General features: G+C 41.7%; 20 protein-coding genes. 18 read left to right on the top strand and 2 right to left on the bottom strand.

Annotation, left to right across the window (positions count from 1 at the left end):
- Nucleotides 1-8: 8 nt before the first annotated feature.
- Nucleotides 9-1202: a bifunctional phosphopantothenoylcysteine decarboxylase/phosphopantothenate--cysteine ligase CoaBC gene (gene coaBC, locus L3V38_RS13530; RefSeq protein ID WP_237119749.1), complete on the bottom strand. Its 1194-nt coding sequence runs from the start codon at nt 1200-1202 to the stop codon at nt 9-11.
- Nucleotides 1203-1343: 141 nt separating this feature from the next.
- Here coaBC and radC point away from each other — a divergent pair, with 141 nt between their 5' ends.
- The 17 genes from radC (at nt 1344) to alr (ending at nt 12849) form a co-directional block, all read left to right on the top strand.
- A complete protein-coding gene (gene radC / locus L3V38_RS13525; RefSeq protein ID WP_237119748.1) occupies nt 1344-2018 on the top strand; it encodes a DNA repair protein RadC in 675 nt (224 codons plus the stop codon).
- Between the two features lie 273 nt (nt 2019-2291).
- Entirely contained in the window at nt 2292-2528 is a 237-nt protein-coding gene (rpmB, locus tag L3V38_RS13520) for a 50S ribosomal protein L28 (protein WP_036973115.1), read from the top strand.
- 11 nt (nt 2529-2539) lie between these two features.
- Entirely contained in the window at nt 2540-2695 is a 156-nt protein-coding gene (rpmG, locus tag L3V38_RS13515) for a 50S ribosomal protein L33 (protein WP_022946036.1), read from the top strand.
- Between the two features lie 229 nt (nt 2696-2924).
- The gene (gene rpsF, locus L3V38_RS13510) at nt 2925-3266 is read left to right on the top strand and encodes a 30S ribosomal protein S6 (protein WP_036973113.1); all 342 of its coding nucleotides are present in this window, start codon (nt 2925-2927) and stop codon (nt 3264-3266) included.
- 67 nt (nt 3267-3333) lie between these two features.
- On the top strand, nt 3334-3636 hold the full coding sequence (gene priB / locus L3V38_RS13505) for a primosomal replication protein N (RefSeq protein WP_062567440.1): 303 nt from the start codon (nt 3334-3336) through the stop codon (nt 3634-3636).
- Between the two features lie 12 nt (nt 3637-3648).
- Entirely contained in the window at nt 3649-3876 is a 228-nt protein-coding gene (gene rpsR, locus L3V38_RS13500; protein WP_002962753.1) for a 30S ribosomal protein S18, read from the top strand.
- A 35-nt stretch (nt 3877-3911) separates the two neighbouring features.
- The gene (rplI, locus tag L3V38_RS13495; RefSeq protein WP_062567345.1) at nt 3912-4364 is read left to right on the top strand and encodes a 50S ribosomal protein L9; all 453 of its coding nucleotides are present in this window, start codon (nt 3912-3914) and stop codon (nt 4362-4364) included.
- Nucleotides 4365-4602: 238 nt separating this feature from the next.
- Nucleotides 4603-5034 (top strand): type IV pilin protein, encoded by a 432-nt coding sequence (locus L3V38_RS13490; RefSeq protein WP_130151701.1) that lies wholly within the window; start codon nt 4603-4605, stop codon nt 5032-5034.
- A gap of 5 nt (nt 5035-5039) precedes the next feature.
- The gene (locus tag L3V38_RS13485) at nt 5040-5489 is read left to right on the top strand and encodes a GspH/FimT family pseudopilin (RefSeq protein WP_130151702.1); all 450 of its coding nucleotides are present in this window, start codon (nt 5040-5042) and stop codon (nt 5487-5489) included.
- On the top strand, nt 5486-5887 hold the full coding sequence (locus tag L3V38_RS13480) for a prepilin-type N-terminal cleavage/methylation domain-containing protein (protein WP_237119747.1): 402 nt from the start codon (nt 5486-5488) through the stop codon (nt 5885-5887). Before L3V38_RS13485 ends, L3V38_RS13480 begins: the two co-directional genes overlap by 4 nt.
- Nucleotides 5884-6408 (top strand): prepilin-type N-terminal cleavage/methylation domain-containing protein, encoded by a 525-nt coding sequence (locus L3V38_RS13475; RefSeq protein ID WP_237119746.1) that lies wholly within the window; start codon nt 5884-5886, stop codon nt 6406-6408. The genes L3V38_RS13480 and L3V38_RS13475 overlap by 4 nt, the downstream gene beginning before the upstream one ends.
- Nucleotides 6401-8149 (top strand): polymer-forming cytoskeletal protein, encoded by a 1749-nt coding sequence (locus L3V38_RS13470; protein ID WP_237119745.1) that lies wholly within the window; start codon nt 6401-6403, stop codon nt 8147-8149. Before L3V38_RS13475 ends, L3V38_RS13470 begins: the two co-directional genes overlap by 8 nt.
- A 132-nt stretch (nt 8150-8281) precedes the next feature.
- The gene (locus tag L3V38_RS13465) at nt 8282-8833 is read left to right on the top strand and encodes an RNA polymerase sigma factor (RefSeq protein ID WP_130151706.1); all 552 of its coding nucleotides are present in this window, start codon (nt 8282-8284) and stop codon (nt 8831-8833) included.
- On the top strand, nt 8820-9308 hold the full coding sequence (locus tag L3V38_RS13460; protein ID WP_205989574.1) for a hypothetical protein: 489 nt from the start codon (nt 8820-8822) through the stop codon (nt 9306-9308). The genes L3V38_RS13465 and L3V38_RS13460 overlap by 14 nt, the downstream gene beginning before the upstream one ends.
- A gap of 11 nt (nt 9309-9319) precedes the next feature.
- Nucleotides 9320-10261 (top strand): DUF4097 family beta strand repeat-containing protein, encoded by a 942-nt coding sequence (locus tag L3V38_RS13455; protein ID WP_237119744.1) that lies wholly within the window; start codon nt 9320-9322, stop codon nt 10259-10261.
- Between the two features lie 129 nt (nt 10262-10390).
- Complete coding sequence (gene dnaB, locus L3V38_RS13450) at nt 10391-11770, top strand: replicative DNA helicase (RefSeq protein ID WP_062567352.1); 1380 nt, start codon at nt 10391-10393, stop codon at nt 11768-11770.
- Nucleotides 11770-12849: an alanine racemase gene (gene alr / locus L3V38_RS13445; protein WP_130151709.1), complete on the top strand. Its 1080-nt coding sequence runs from the start codon at nt 11770-11772 to the stop codon at nt 12847-12849. Before dnaB ends, alr begins: the two co-directional genes overlap by 1 nt.
- 8 nt (nt 12850-12857) lie before the next feature.
- On the opposite strand, the gene L3V38_RS13440 is transcribed toward alr, so the two are convergent.
- On the bottom strand, nt 12858-13097 hold the full coding sequence (locus L3V38_RS13440) for a DUF2960 domain-containing protein (RefSeq protein ID WP_130151710.1): 240 nt from the start codon (nt 13095-13097) through the stop codon (nt 12858-12860).
- A gap of 115 nt (nt 13098-13212) precedes the next feature.
- Here L3V38_RS13440 and L3V38_RS13435 point away from each other — a divergent pair, with 115 nt between their 5' ends.
- Nucleotides 13213-13470, top strand: coding sequence for a YkoF family thiamine/hydroxymethylpyrimidine-binding protein (locus L3V38_RS13435; protein WP_130151711.1), 258 nt, complete (start codon nt 13213-13215; stop codon nt 13468-13470).
- Nucleotides 13471-13478 lie beyond the last annotated feature (8 nt).

Genomic DNA, 13478 nt, shown 5'->3' with positions numbered 1-13478 from the left:
CAGCATTTTTACAAACGCTTGGCAAGCTCTCTCATAACACTCATCGCTAAATCTTTTTTGCTACCAACCGCTAAATCTTGCTGCTCATTGTGCCAGAACAGTGTTAAAGCATTATGATCAGAATTAAAGCCAAGGCCTTCTTTTGACACATCATTTGCACAGATCATGTCGAGATTTTTATTTTTTAATTTACCTTGGGCATAGCTTGCAACATCTTGTGTTTCGGCGGCAAAGCCAACCGTGTATGGGCGGTTTTCGTTAAGTGCAGCAACGTTAGCGATGACATCTGGGTTTTTAACTAAGGTGAGTGTGAGTTCATCACCTTGTTTTTTCATTTTTTGATCTTCAATTGCGGCTGCGCGGTAATCGGCAACGGCAGCACAGCCAATAAAAGCATCAGACTGTACAGCAAGTTCCATTGATGCGATTAAAAGCTGCTCAGCGCTTTCAATGTAAGTCAGCTTTGCATTCGCTGGTGCTTTAATTGTCACTGGTCCTGAAATCAGGTTTACCTTTGCACCTAAAGCAAGTGCCGCCTCGGCAAGGGCATAACCCATTTTTCCTGAGCTGTGATTAGAAATATAACGCACTGGATCGAGGGCTTCTCTGGTTGGCCCTGCTGTAATTGTAATGGTTTTGCCAGTAAGTAATGGCTCAATGTTTGGCTGTGTACACAGCGCTACCAGTTCATGAGGCTCTAGCATACGCCCCGCACCTACATCACCGCAGGCTTGCGAGCCTTTACCAGGCCCCCAAATTGCTACCCCGCGATCGGCGAGAGTATTAAGGTTAGTCTGCGTTGCCGGATGTGCGTACATTTGTTGGTTCATCGCCGGTGCGACAGCCACCTTGGCTGGCGTTGCTAATAAAAGCGTGGTGAGTAGGTCATCAGCTATACCCATCGCCATTTTTGCTAATACATTGCTGGTTGCAGGCGCCACTAAAATCAAATCTGCCCACTTGGCAAATTCAATGTGTCCCATTGCGGCTTCAGCTGCAGGGTCAAGTAATGAATCAGACACAATCTCTCCACTGACGGCTTGCATCGTCAAAGGGGTAATAAAGTGCTTGGCTGACTCTGTCATAACCACTTTTACTTCGCAGCCAGTGTCTTTTAAGCGTCGCACTAGCTCTGCACATTTATAAGCTGCAATGCCGCCACTTATACCTAGTAAGATTTTTTTATTTGCTGATTTTGTCATTACATAAAGTTTAACTTTGCTCGATATGCGCTAACGATAGCAAATCTTTGCCAATTTCATGAAGTTTTCTTTTTTAAAGGAAGGAAAAAAGAAACTTTTGTTGTACAGTTTAATCTGTTTGTTTCTTTTTGGGGTACTTTGATGTCGTTAAAGGATTTACCATTGTCAGCTCGACCTCGTGAAAAGCTGCTTTCACAAGGCGCTAAAGCGCTCTCAGATGCAGAATTGTTAGCTATCTTTTTACGCACAGGTGTTGCAGGTATGAATGCGATTGAATTGGCTGAACACTTATTACGTATTAATAGTACATTGCAGAATTTATTTAATGCCAGTGAGCAAGCGTTTTGTTCTCAAAGAGGGTTAGGAACTGCAAAGTATGTACAGTTACAAGCGGTATTAGAGTTAAGCCGACGTTACTTACTTGAGCAATGCCAGCGAGAAGAGGTATTTAACTCTCCTCAAGCAGTGTATGACTACCTGACTATTCAATTAAGGGGCTTGCAACAAGAAGTATTCATGGTGCTTTATTTAGATAGCCAAAATCGATTAATAAAAGATGAAGTGCTTTTCTATGGCACTATAAATGCTGCTTCTGTGTATCCCCGTGAGGTGGTTAAGGCTGCCTTAAAGCAGAATGCGGCGGCACTTATCTTTGCTCATAATCATCCAAGTGGAGTGGCGGAGCCTAGTGAAGCAGACAAGTTAATTACTCATAAATTGCAGCAAGCACTCTCGTTAGTCGATATTAATGTGCTTGATCACATCATTGTGGGCGGTAAAAACTGTGTTTCGTTTGCTGAACGAGGATTAATTTAAGCGAAGCTAAGACAGGAGTGTGTTAAAAATGAGCAGTTTAGCGGTTTTTTAGAAATTAGTTTAATTTAAATGCAGTTTTTACTTTCCCTAAGGGCTTTCGATCATTATAATTGGCCGCTATCAAATTTACACATGAGCTGATTGGATAAGATCTGTTACTTGATCTTTGCCTGCATAAGCTGTATAAAGAGCGCCCTTCGATTTATCCCGGGGCACAAATACATGGCCTAAGGGAAAATTAAGCTCGAGCGAAGTTATTGGAGATATATAGACATGTCTAAAGTATGTCAAGTTACAGGTAAGCGTCCAGCGGTTGGTAACCACCGTTCACACGCGAGAAACGCGACTAAACGTCGTTTCCTACCTAACCTACAAACGCACCGTTTTTGGGTTGAAAGTGAAAAACGTTTTGTAACATTACGCACTACGACTAAAGGTATGCGTATTATCGATAAAAAAGGCATCGACGCGGTTCTTACAGAAATCCGTGCTCGTGGCGAAAAAGTTTAAGGAACTGAATCATGCGCGATAAGATCCGTTTAGTTTCAACTGCTGGTACTGGTTTTTTCTACACTACCGACAAGAACAAGCGTAACATGCCTGAAAAAATGGAAATCAAAAAATACGATCCTAAAGCTCGTAAACACGTGATTTTCAAAGAAGCTAAAATCAAGTAATTTTAGTTTTTCAGAATCTCAAAAACCCAGCTTCGGCTGGGTTTTTTGTTTTTACAGCGTAGAAAGCAATAATTCAGTACAAGAATCTAACTTGGCTTGCTGTTTTATCTTGCTTAATTATCAATCTAAGCGTAAAATGCGCGCTCATTTCGGCTTATTAAATTTAATTCCTTGCCTTAAACCGACTGGCCGAAACGGTAGAAGGCTCTATTAACCGTAAGGAATATCCATGCGTCATTACGAAATCGTATTCATGGTTCACCCTGATCAGAGTGAGCAAGTACCTGGTATGATCGAACGTTATACTGGTTCTATCACTGAAGCTGGTGGTACTATCCACCGTCTTGAAGACTGGGGCCGTCGTCAATTGGCTTACCCAATCGACAAGCTTCACAAAGCTCATTATGTTCTTATGAACGTTGAAGCACCTACTGAAGTAATCAGCGAGCTAGAAACTACTTTCCGCTACAACGATGCAGTGCTTCGTAACTTAGTTATGCGTACTAAAGACGCTGTAACTGAAGCATCTCCTCTTGCAAAAGAAGAGAAGAAAGAAGCACCAGCTGCTTAATCGTTTTGAGTCCAAGCATGGCGCTTGCAGTTGAGACAAAAAGATGAGCCAACCGCTTAATCCTTATATGAATCAGCTGACACTATCTGGGGTTGTTTGTAAAACCCCCAAGTATAGTCAAAGCCCTGCTGGTGTTCCGCATTGTATTTTTGTTCTTGAACATAAATCAATGCAAGTTGAAGCAGACCTTAACCGTAATAGTTATGTCAGGCTTCAAGTGGTTGCCAGCGGTGCGTCAATGCAGCAACAGACTCAACAATTGCACGTTGGGCAACAAGTGCAAGTGACGGGGTTTTTAAACCGTCATGAAGGCCGAAATGGCTTAAGCCAATTGGTCTTGCATGCTCAACATATAGAAAGAATTTTTTGAGGAATTTTACTCATGGCACGTTATTTCAGACGTCGTAAGTTCTGCCGCTTTAAAGCGGAAGGCGTACAACAAATCGATTATAAAGATCTAGCTACTCTTAGAAACTATGTTACAGAAAGTGGCAAAATCGTACCTAGCCGTATCACAGGTACTAGCGCTAAATATCAGCGTCAGCTAGCAACAGCTATCAAGCGTGCTCGCTACTTAGCCCTTCTTCCATACACTGACTTACATAAGTAAGCAGCGGATTAACAGTTTTTAAAAGGTGTAGAGACATGCAAGTTATTCTACTAGACAAGATCGCAAACCTAGGTGGCCTAGGTGACCAGGTTGTAGTTAAATCTGGCTTCGCACGTAACTTCCTTTTCCCACAAGGTAAGGCAGTTCCTGCAACTAAAGCTAACATCGAAACTTTCGAAGCACGTCGTGCTGAGTTAGAAGCTAAGATCGCTGAAGATCTAGCTGCTGCTCAAGCTCGTGCTGACAAGCTAGAAGCATTAGCTGAAGTAACACTAGTTTCTAAAGCTGGTGACGAAGGCAAATTATTCGGTTCAATCGGTACTCGTGACATCGCTGACGCTATCTCAGCTGTTGGTGTTGAAGTTGCTAAATCAGAAGTTCGTTTACCTCTAGGTACTATCCGTGAGACTGGCGAATTTGACGTTGCAATCGCAGTACACTCAGACGTAACAGCTACTATTAAAGTAATCGTTATCGCTGAAGCTTAATAGCAATATTAAGTAATAAAAGCCGTGCTTTGAAGCACGGCTTTTTTGTACCCGCTTCTTTTCAATTGGTACAAAAGCAGCTTTATAGTCTTACCTATATTTTAAACATTAGTACTTTTATCTTAATTCCTTCTTCTTGATTAGTATAATTGGTGTACTCAATATGAAATTGCTTAAATTGACACCGACAACGCTGTCATTTATATTTGATTCGTAAAAAAGTGGTAAGGATTTAAGATTGAAAAGTAAATTATCATCAAATAATAATTATAAACAACGTGGATTTACGCTCATAGAAGTTCTCATTGTCATCGCTATTTTAGGTATTTTATACAGTGTGGCATTACCTGCTTATACCGAGCATATGCAGCACAGTAGACGTGCTGATACTCAACAAGTTTTATTACAGTATGGTGCCAGCCTCGAACGCATATATTCGAGAAATGGTGGCTATCCTAATGCATTTACAACACAAAATACTGATTACTACACCTTTACGTATACGCCAACGAAAAAGGCTCCTGGAGCCGTTGTTGATTTTAAAAACCGTGGTTTCAATTTAAAGGCAACGCCTAAGTCTGGCTCAGCTCAGGCTGGAGATCGCTGTGGTGAACTCATGATTAAACATGACGGTAGTAACAGTGCTGCTGTAAATGATTGTTGGGAGTAGCTGTTGTGCATAAAGCGGCTGGGTTTACTTTAATTGAGTTAATGGTTGTGCTTGCGATTATTGGTATTTTAGTCAGTCTTGCTTTTCCGTCGTTTAGCCAGCAAATCCTACAAGACCGTATTGTAACAACAGCTAATCAACTCAACAGTATTTATAAATATGCTCGTAGTGAAGCTGTAAAGCAAGAGCGTCAAATTAAATTGGTGGTCAATAATAATCTCTGGCAAGTTACTTTAAACGAAGCGGGATCAGATACTGTATTAAAAGAGTTTGCAATTACTAAGGCTGGCGTAACAGTAAACCTAATTGCGCTAACCGTTAGTGCAAGTGGTGAAGTTGACCAGCAAGCCCAAATTGATATTAAAGATAATCACACCAATACCACAGATTATGTAATGTGTGTCCTTAAAAGTGGTCAAAACTGGTTAGCTGAATCATCAAAGGGATGCGCATGAAAAAGCAAGCTGGCTTTTCTTTATTAGAGGTAATGATTTCGGTTGTGATTGCTGGTATCGCTTTACTTGGTTTAGCTGCTGCTCAGTTAAAGTCGCTACAATATGCAACAAATAGCTTTCACTACACGGTGTCTTTAATCCAAGGTCAAAATAGTATTGAACGGATATGGCCTCGCATTTGTGAAATTCAAAAAACTAACCCCGCACTTTTCCAAGATGCTGATTTTAGAGCAAGTTTGGCCCCCCAAGTAACTGATTATCAAATTACGATTCCTGCGACTTATAATGATGATATGCAAATTAATGTTGCGTGGGTTGATGAGCGCATGACCGATAATGCAGAAAATCAAATAAGTCTTAATGCCAGTTTTCCTGACTTGTCGGCAGTGTGTCTATGAATAAATTAGCACGCGGGTTTAGCCTTATTGAGTTGATGGTTGCCTTAGCCGCAGGGGCATTTTTACTTGCTGGTGTGAGTTTGTCATATGCAGCAATTAAAGGCACGATTGAAGTCAGTAAAGAGCTTGAAAATGCGCAAGAAGTTATTCGCTATACCAGTAAAGTATTCAACCGCAGCATTAAGCAAACACAGCTTGTACCCTCCATTAGTGCGGATAAATCAACCATAACAATCACACAACCAGAGGGCGTGATTGCATGTAATGGCACTTTAACCACGGGCGTTATGACAGAAGTGTACAGCCTAGATAATAGTAGTTTAATGTGTTCACTCAATGGTGCTGCCGCTGAGCGTTTATTAACGGGCTTAGAAAGCGTGTCGTTTAGCTTATCTGGAGAGCTGGTTAGTATTGTTGTTAAACCCCAAAAACTACCTGCTCAATTTGGTGCAGGAATTAATATTGATGTTGCTCTAACAAACACTATTTTAGTGAACGCATATGGTGGAAATAGTGTCTAAAAAACAACAGGGTTTTACGCTTATAACAGTATTAATTTTAACCGGAATGGCTAGTGTTGTTGTGCTTAGTTCATTACGAGAAAATATTGTTCAAGAGCGATTAAGTGGTAATTTTCAGAAAAAGCTCAATAGCCGCCTATTGGCAGAAAAAGGGGTGTTCGAGCAAGCTAAACTACTACAGCAAACATTGAACCGTGAAGGTGTGCTGGCCATAGATGAACTAATTGATAAAACGGGTAATGCCAGTGGTGTAGGGGTGATTGGCGATGATGCAAAATTTACCGCTTTACTAAGCAAAAACCTTGATGGTGAACTGGAAATTGCAAGCTTAGGTCAACGTTATGCAGGTGATGCTCAAAGCAATTTAGTCGCTCGTTTTAGTGTGCAAGGGGGCAAAGGGAGTTCGGCATTTACCAATGCAATGGTGGGTTGTAAAGGTGTGAATTTGTCAGGTAGCGGCACCATCGATAGTTACGACTCAAGCAAAGGAAGCTACGAAGAGACAAAATCGAGTGATGGTGATGTATCGACAATTGATGGCGATTCAGATGTTGTTCTTTCAGGGCATTCACCTATTAAAGGTGACGTAAAAGCAACGGGCGTTATTTATTTAAATGGCTCATCTCCGATAATTGGTAATATACGCTCAAATACGGGAGTTAATATTTCATCAGGCAGTGGTTTACGTATTGATGGTAACGTATACACACGAGGTTTTTATATCCATAAAGGTGGTCGGGTATCTGGGGTTGTTAGAGCCAACGGCGATGCTTCTATGCAGTGGTCAACTTATATTGATAATACACAAGGCGAAAGCTTAGACATTATGTATGGTGGAACGGGTAATTTTAAAGATACCTATAATAATCAGCAAGATGGTGTGCACTATAGTAATCGTAAGTTTAACGTGAACCCAAATGTAGAGCCCATCACAGTCGCAGATCCAAGTGCTCCAGATTATGACCCTACAAACCCTGATACAAGCTGTGATCCTTTAATCATCCCCGAGAAAATGGCACAGCTGCACAGCGACACTGACAGTTATCATTCGCTATCAATTGGGCCTACCCAACAGTTTAAACTAACCAATGAAAAGGGCTTTTTTAGCCAGAATGGTAGCCAAGTGATACTCCCAAGTTTAAGTGATGTATTTTTATTTGATACCAAGATTCAAAACCAACCACATGGTTCGACAAGTAAGGAATATGTGTTTGCCCTAGACAAGTTAAAATTGACCAGTGATGGAAAAATGGAAGTTTCAGGGGGCGATGTTATTTTATTTATTGATGGTGACTTTTCGATGGAAGGGGACACGCGTTTAACGATAAAAAAAGATAGCAGCTTAACGATACTGATCACTGGCAAAATTAATATAGGGGCCGGTGCGAGTGTGATCACAGAGCAAGAGGGCTTAACGACAAGTGGTCATCCATCGTTGTCATTCTATTCATCATTTACTGGTGTAAATGGTGTGCAATTTAGTGGTGCTGCAAATCTATATGCGGCAATTTACGCACCTTTAACAACAGTAAAATTATCGGGCAGTGGTGAACTGTTTGGTAGTGTTCGTGGTTCAACGATTACTGCCTCAGGGGGCAGTGGCGCTCACTATGATGCTGGCCTTTTAAAAGTGCAAAATGGTGGAAAACCATCAACGCCTGCTCGAATCGTGTTTTTAGGTTGGCGTTATAAAACTGAAGAAACTATTCAACAAAACAGTGAAGGCACGTCTACTAACTAGCTATAAATAGTGTCAGGTCAACTAGTTGCCCTGACACGTTAAAAAAATTTAATTTCATTTAAACCTTTTGAATCTCCCCTTACGTCTAATACACTAAATTCACAATAATAATCATAAAGGACGACATCCAGGATGTTGATAGATGCAGAACAAGCGTTCGTCCAGCAAAGTGAGCATGCCTTAATTGAACGCGTTAAAAGCGGTGATCAAGGTGCTTATGCAACACTTTATGAGTTGCATGTGAAGCGGGTTTATAGCCTTTGTTTGCGATTACTTGCAGATAAAGAGCACGCCGAGGATGCGACACAAGAAGTGTTTGTGCAGTTATGGCACAAAATAGCGAACTTTGATGGGCGTTCACAGTTTTCCACATGGTTACACAGTGTTACCAGTAATATTGCGATTAGCTACATTCGCAAACACAAAAGCTGGTTTCAGAAAGTAGTGAGTTTTGAACAAAGCGGTATGGATGAGCAAAGTGCAGCTGATTGCAACGGTTTTAATGGTCTCGACAAATTAGTGCTGAGACTGCCTGAGCGAGCACGCATGGTTTTTGTGCTCCATGCTATTGAAGGCTATCGCCATGAAGAGATAGCAAGCATGCTTGATATGGCAGTCGGTTCAAGTAAATCGCAATTTCACCGTGCAAGGCAGTTATTAAAAGAGTGGTATGAAAATGAGTAAGCCAGAATTTGAACAATTTTTAAATGACTCGCTTAATCAAAAGCAAGATATTGGTCCAGAAAAAGATCTCTGGCAGGGTATTGAGCGAGCAATTGCAAGGCCGCAAACGCAGCAATCAGATAAGCCAACGCATGGCTGGAATAAGCTCGCTGCTGTTGCCGCTTGTTGTATTGCAGCACTTTTAACTGTGCAGCTTTTTGTAGGCCAACACGGTGAGTCAAACAGCATGATGGCAATGAGCAATTATTTTACTAAGCAAAAGCAAGGTTTATTAGTGCAGTATCAAAACCAACCTGCATTAACAGATAACTGGCAGCAACAGTTAAAAGAGTTAGAAGAAGCTGAGAGTGCCATCAAGCAGGCTCTCGAGAATGAACCAGAAAACCCTGCTTTATTACAAATGCTATCGCAGGTTTATCAGCAACAATTAGATTTAATTAACAAGGTGCATGCACCTAAGTGGCAAACGATTTAGGAGTAACAATTATGAAATTACTAGTCTTAACATTAGGATTACTGCCACTGATGGCAATGGCAGGACAAACCATTAATGAACAAATTGATGTCCCTGTAAATAAGCGTATTTTTATTGAAAACCAACGTGGTGATGTGCGCATTGAAGGGTGGGATAAACCACAACTTAAAATCGAAGGTGAGCTTGACGATAAAGCACAAGGTTATCGTTTAGAGGTTGAAGGCAGCCGTGTTGAATTTATCGTAAAAATGCCGCGTAACTTAGGTGGTTGGAATAATGGTGATGGTTCTCGTTTAACTATTTACATGCCAAAAAGCAGTGAGCTTGAGTTTGCTGGGGTGAATGTAACGGTCAGTGCCAAAGAGCTTGAAGCGGGCGCTGAGATCGATACCGTCAATGGCGATATTACAGTGCACAATATAAGTGGCAACATGAGCTTTGAAACGGTCAATGGGGATGTAAATGCTCATGACCTGAACGGAGATATTCGCTTTGAAACCGTCAATGGCGAAATTAACGATAAAAACTCGCAAGGTGCGTTACGCTTTACCGCGGTGAATGGCGATATTAAGTCAAAGACCAAAGCGCAAGATGTGCGTCTTGAAAACGTAAACGGTGATATCGACTTTGCTTTTGATGCAATTAAAAAGCTGCGTATCAATACCGTAAACGGTGAAGCAGAAGTTCACATCAATAAGCTGCTTGAAGATGCCAATATTCGTTTTGAATCAGTTAGTGGTGATGCGGAGTTTTACTTCCCAACTGATGTATCGGCAAAGTTTGAAATTGAAGCGCATGCTAACGGTAAAATTGTAAATGAGCTCAGTAGTGACAAAGCGACTAAAGCGAAATACGGCCCATCTAGCGACTTAGAATTTAGTATTAACGGTGGGGATGCTGATATCGAAATGGATACCATTAGCGGGCGTATTGAACTTCGTAAACAGAAATAACGATTACAGTTCACTCAATTACAATATTTCACTCAATTACAATAAAGCGGGAAGTTTTCCCGCTTTACTATTTGCACAGCCTTTGCAAGTCGATAGAATAGAGCCATTCAATTTTAGTTTTGTGATGTTATGGCCAAACCAGATAAGCAAGTCGATACCTTAAAAGTCCCTCCCCATTCAATAGAAGCTGAGCAATCTGTTTTAGGTGGTTTAATGCTTGATAATCAAGCGTTTGACCGTGTTGCTGAGTTAGTGGTTGCACAGGATTTTTATACCCGCACCCATAAGCTGATTTTTGAAGCTATGGTGAGCCTTGCTGAAGGTGGTGATCCAATTGACTTAATCACTATTTCTGAAAATTTAGAAAAAAACAATCAGTTAAGCAGTATAGGTGGTTTCGCCTACCTTGCTGAAATAGCGAAGAACACACCAAGTGCGGCAAACATTGATGCCTACGCGAATATCGTGCGTGAACGTGCTGTTATCCGTGAGATGATTGGTGTTGCAAACGAAATTGCCGAAGCCGGTTTTAGCCCTGAAGGGCGTACCAGCCATGACTTACTCGACTTCGCTGAAAGTAAAGTATTCAAAATTGCCGAGCAGCGTACAAAAAGCACTGAAGGCCCACAAAGCTTACACAGTATTCTAGAAAAAACTGTTGATAAGATTGAAGAACTTTACCAGTCGCCGCAAGATGGTGTAACAGGTGTTAGTACGGGGTATGCCGATCTAGATAAAATGACGGCGGGTATGCAGCCTTCAGACCTTATTATCGTGGCGGCACGTCCATCGATGGGTAAAACCACCTTTGCGATGAACTTAGCGGAACACGCTGCAATGACACAAGATAAGCCAGTACTTATTTACTCACTAGAGATGCCGTCAGAGCAAATCATGATGAGGATGCTGGCATCACTAGGCCGTATTAACCAAACTAAGGTTCGTACCGGTCAGCTTGATGACGACGACTGGGCGCGCCTGTCGTCAACCATGGGCTTGTTGATGGAAAAAGGTAAGATGTATGTTGATGATGCATCGGGTCTAACACCAACGGATGTGCGCTCGCGTGCGCGCCGTATTGCTCGTGACCATGGCGGTATTAGTATGATCATGGTCGATTACTTGCAGTTAATGCGTGTGCCAAGCTTGTCGGATAACCGTACCTTAGAGATTGCTGAAATCTCACGTTCACTAAAAGCACTGGCAAAAGAACTGCAATGTCCGGTTATTGCACTATCGCAGCTTAACCGTACCCTAGAGCAACGTGCCGATAAACGCCCAATCAACTCCGACTTACGTGAATCGGGCTCAATCGAGCAGGATGCCGACTTAATCATGTTTATTTACCGTGATGAAGTATATAACGAAGACAGTACAGAAAAAGGCGTGGCCGAAATCATCATAGGTAAGCAACGTAACGGCCCGATCGGTAAAGTACGTTTAACCTTCCAAGGTCAATTCTCGCGTTTTGATAACTACGCGGGTCCTGCAATGGATGATGAATATTAATGCGTTTAGCCATTGCTGAAATTAACCTAAAAGCGCTTGCTCACAATTTAGCACAGGTGAAGCGCTTTGCTCCTGATTGCAAAGTAATGGCTGTATTAAAAGCGAATGCTTATGGTCATGGCTTAGTTAAAATCGCCCAATACTTAAATGATGCGGATGCATTTGCGGTTGCACGTATTGACGAAGCGCTAGCGCTTCGTGCCGGTGGATTGACAAAACCTATAGTGTTGCTTGAAGGCTTTTTTCATAAAGATGATTTACCCATTCTTTTAGCGAATAACTTTCAAACCATTATTCATGATGAAAATCAGCTAAAAGTGCTTGAAGAAGCACAGTTAGATGCGCCTATTGCATGTTGGTTAAAAGTGAATACCGGCATGCATCGTTTAGGTATTTCACCGTCACAGTTTGAAGGGTTTTATAGCCGCCTAAAAGCCAGTAAAAATGCGCACAATAACATTAAGTTGATGACTCATTTTTCATGTGCTGATGATATTAACGATGATAAAACTGCGCAGCAGATTGCTTTGTTTGATGGCTTGGTTGCAGGAAAAGGTCAGCGTCATTGCTTGGCAAACTCCGCAGGCATTATCGCATGGCCTAACGGACATGGTGACTGGGTTCGACCAGGGCTGATGCTGTATGGGGTGTCGCCTATGCTAAATAGTATTGGTCAACAACATGGCTTAGAACCTGTGATGCGTTTAAAAACCCGTGTTATTGCGATTCGTGATGTTGACGCGAATCAGTGTGTTGGTTATGGCGGTCGTTGGCACAGCGATAAACCAACCAAGCTTGCTGTGGTCGCGATGGGGTATGGTGATGGTTATCCACGACACGCAGAGCAGGGCACACCGGTCGTTATTAAATCACAACGCTACGGCATTGTTGGCAGTGTGGCGATGGATATGATCACGGTTGATATTGGTGATAACCTCGACAACATCAAAGTGGGTGATGAAGTGATCATGTGGGGGCCTGAGCTTCCCGTTGAAGAAGTTGCCCAATGCGCGACAACCATTCCTTATGAGTTACTGTGTAATATTACCCCACGCGTAAGCTACGAGTATCAAGAGTAACCTTGTAGTTACTCTTTAATGAAATACACGTCGCTAAATCCCATTCGTGCAAACTCTTGATCACGAAAGTTACGCACTGCTGAGGAGCCTTTTGAAGTCATTTCGACTTGCTGCTCCATTTTTAAATAACTCGTTAAATCAATACCTTCAGCCGCTGCAATCGCATGGTACATATCGCGGTATTTATCTTTAGCAAAATTGATTTCGCGAGGTTGGTTTTTAAATTTGTAAGTGATGCGGCGTGCCATAATGAATCCTCAAAGTTTATCGGGGCTGATTTTACACTAAAAACTAGCCATAGCCATGACTTGTTAGTATAAGCGGGTTACAATGCCATACTTTTCAAAGACTCGGTAAATCATAATGAAACTTTCAGTAGAGATCAGTAAGTACCCACTACATCAAGACTACATTCCATTTATCAAAGGTTTTATTGACCGTGTAAACAGTTATGAAGGGCTTAAAGTAATCACCAATACCTTGTCTACTCAGATTTTTGGTGATTATGATTTAGTGATGTCTGTATTGAATACTGAAATCAAACGTTCTTATGAAGAGTTTGGCAAAGCGATTTTTGTGTGTAAGTTTTTACATGGCGATTTATCGCCTAGCGATGATTAATACCACAA

Origin of the sequence: Pseudoalteromonas sp. L1, assembly GCF_021728095.1 — a bacterium.
Taxonomy (GTDB): Bacteria; Pseudomonadota; Gammaproteobacteria; order Enterobacterales; family Alteromonadaceae; genus Pseudoalteromonas.
This window is presented reverse-complemented; position numbering and strand designations above follow the sequence as displayed.

Excerpts from the sequence above, each read along its gene's own strand:
- coaBC (WP_237119749.1), bottom strand. The coding sequence starts at position 1,202 with ATGACAAAATCAGCAAATAAAAAAATCTTACTAGGTATAAGTGGCGGC.
- radC (WP_237119748.1), top strand. The coding sequence starts at position 1,344 with ATGTCGTTAAAGGATTTACCATTGTCAGCTCGACCTCGTGAAAAGCTG.
- rpmB (WP_036973115.1), top strand. The coding sequence starts at position 2,292 with ATGTCTAAAGTATGTCAAGTTACAGGTAAGCGTCCAGCGGTTGGTAAC.
- rpmG (WP_022946036.1), top strand. The coding sequence starts at position 2,540 with ATGCGCGATAAGATCCGTTTAGTTTCAACTGCTGGTACTGGTTTTTTC.
- rpsF (WP_036973113.1), top strand. The coding sequence starts at position 2,925 with ATGCGTCATTACGAAATCGTATTCATGGTTCACCCTGATCAGAGTGAG.
- priB (WP_062567440.1), top strand. The coding sequence starts at position 3,334 with ATGAATCAGCTGACACTATCTGGGGTTGTTTGTAAAACCCCCAAGTAT.
- rpsR (WP_002962753.1), top strand. The coding sequence starts at position 3,649 with ATGGCACGTTATTTCAGACGTCGTAAGTTCTGCCGCTTTAAAGCGGAA.
- rplI (WP_062567345.1), top strand. The coding sequence starts at position 3,912 with ATGCAAGTTATTCTACTAGACAAGATCGCAAACCTAGGTGGCCTAGGT.
- L3V38_RS13480 (WP_237119747.1), top strand. The coding sequence starts at position 5,486 with ATGAAAAAGCAAGCTGGCTTTTCTTTATTAGAGGTAATGATTTCGGTT.
- L3V38_RS13475 (WP_237119746.1), top strand. The coding sequence starts at position 5,884 with ATGAATAAATTAGCACGCGGGTTTAGCCTTATTGAGTTGATGGTTGCC.
- L3V38_RS13465 (WP_130151706.1), top strand. The coding sequence starts at position 8,282 with ATGTTGATAGATGCAGAACAAGCGTTCGTCCAGCAAAGTGAGCATGCC.
- L3V38_RS13460 (WP_205989574.1), top strand. The coding sequence starts at position 8,820 with ATGAAAATGAGTAAGCCAGAATTTGAACAATTTTTAAATGACTCGCTT.
- L3V38_RS13455 (WP_237119744.1), top strand. The coding sequence starts at position 9,320 with ATGAAATTACTAGTCTTAACATTAGGATTACTGCCACTGATGGCAATG.
- dnaB (WP_062567352.1), top strand. The coding sequence starts at position 10,391 with ATGGCCAAACCAGATAAGCAAGTCGATACCTTAAAAGTCCCTCCCCAT.
- alr (WP_130151709.1), top strand. The coding sequence starts at position 11,770 with ATGCGTTTAGCCATTGCTGAAATTAACCTAAAAGCGCTTGCTCACAAT.
- L3V38_RS13440 (WP_130151710.1), bottom strand. The coding sequence starts at position 13,097 with ATGGCACGCCGCATCACTTACAAATTTAAAAACCAACCTCGCGAAATC.
- L3V38_RS13435 (WP_130151711.1), top strand. The coding sequence starts at position 13,213 with ATGAAACTTTCAGTAGAGATCAGTAAGTACCCACTACATCAAGACTAC.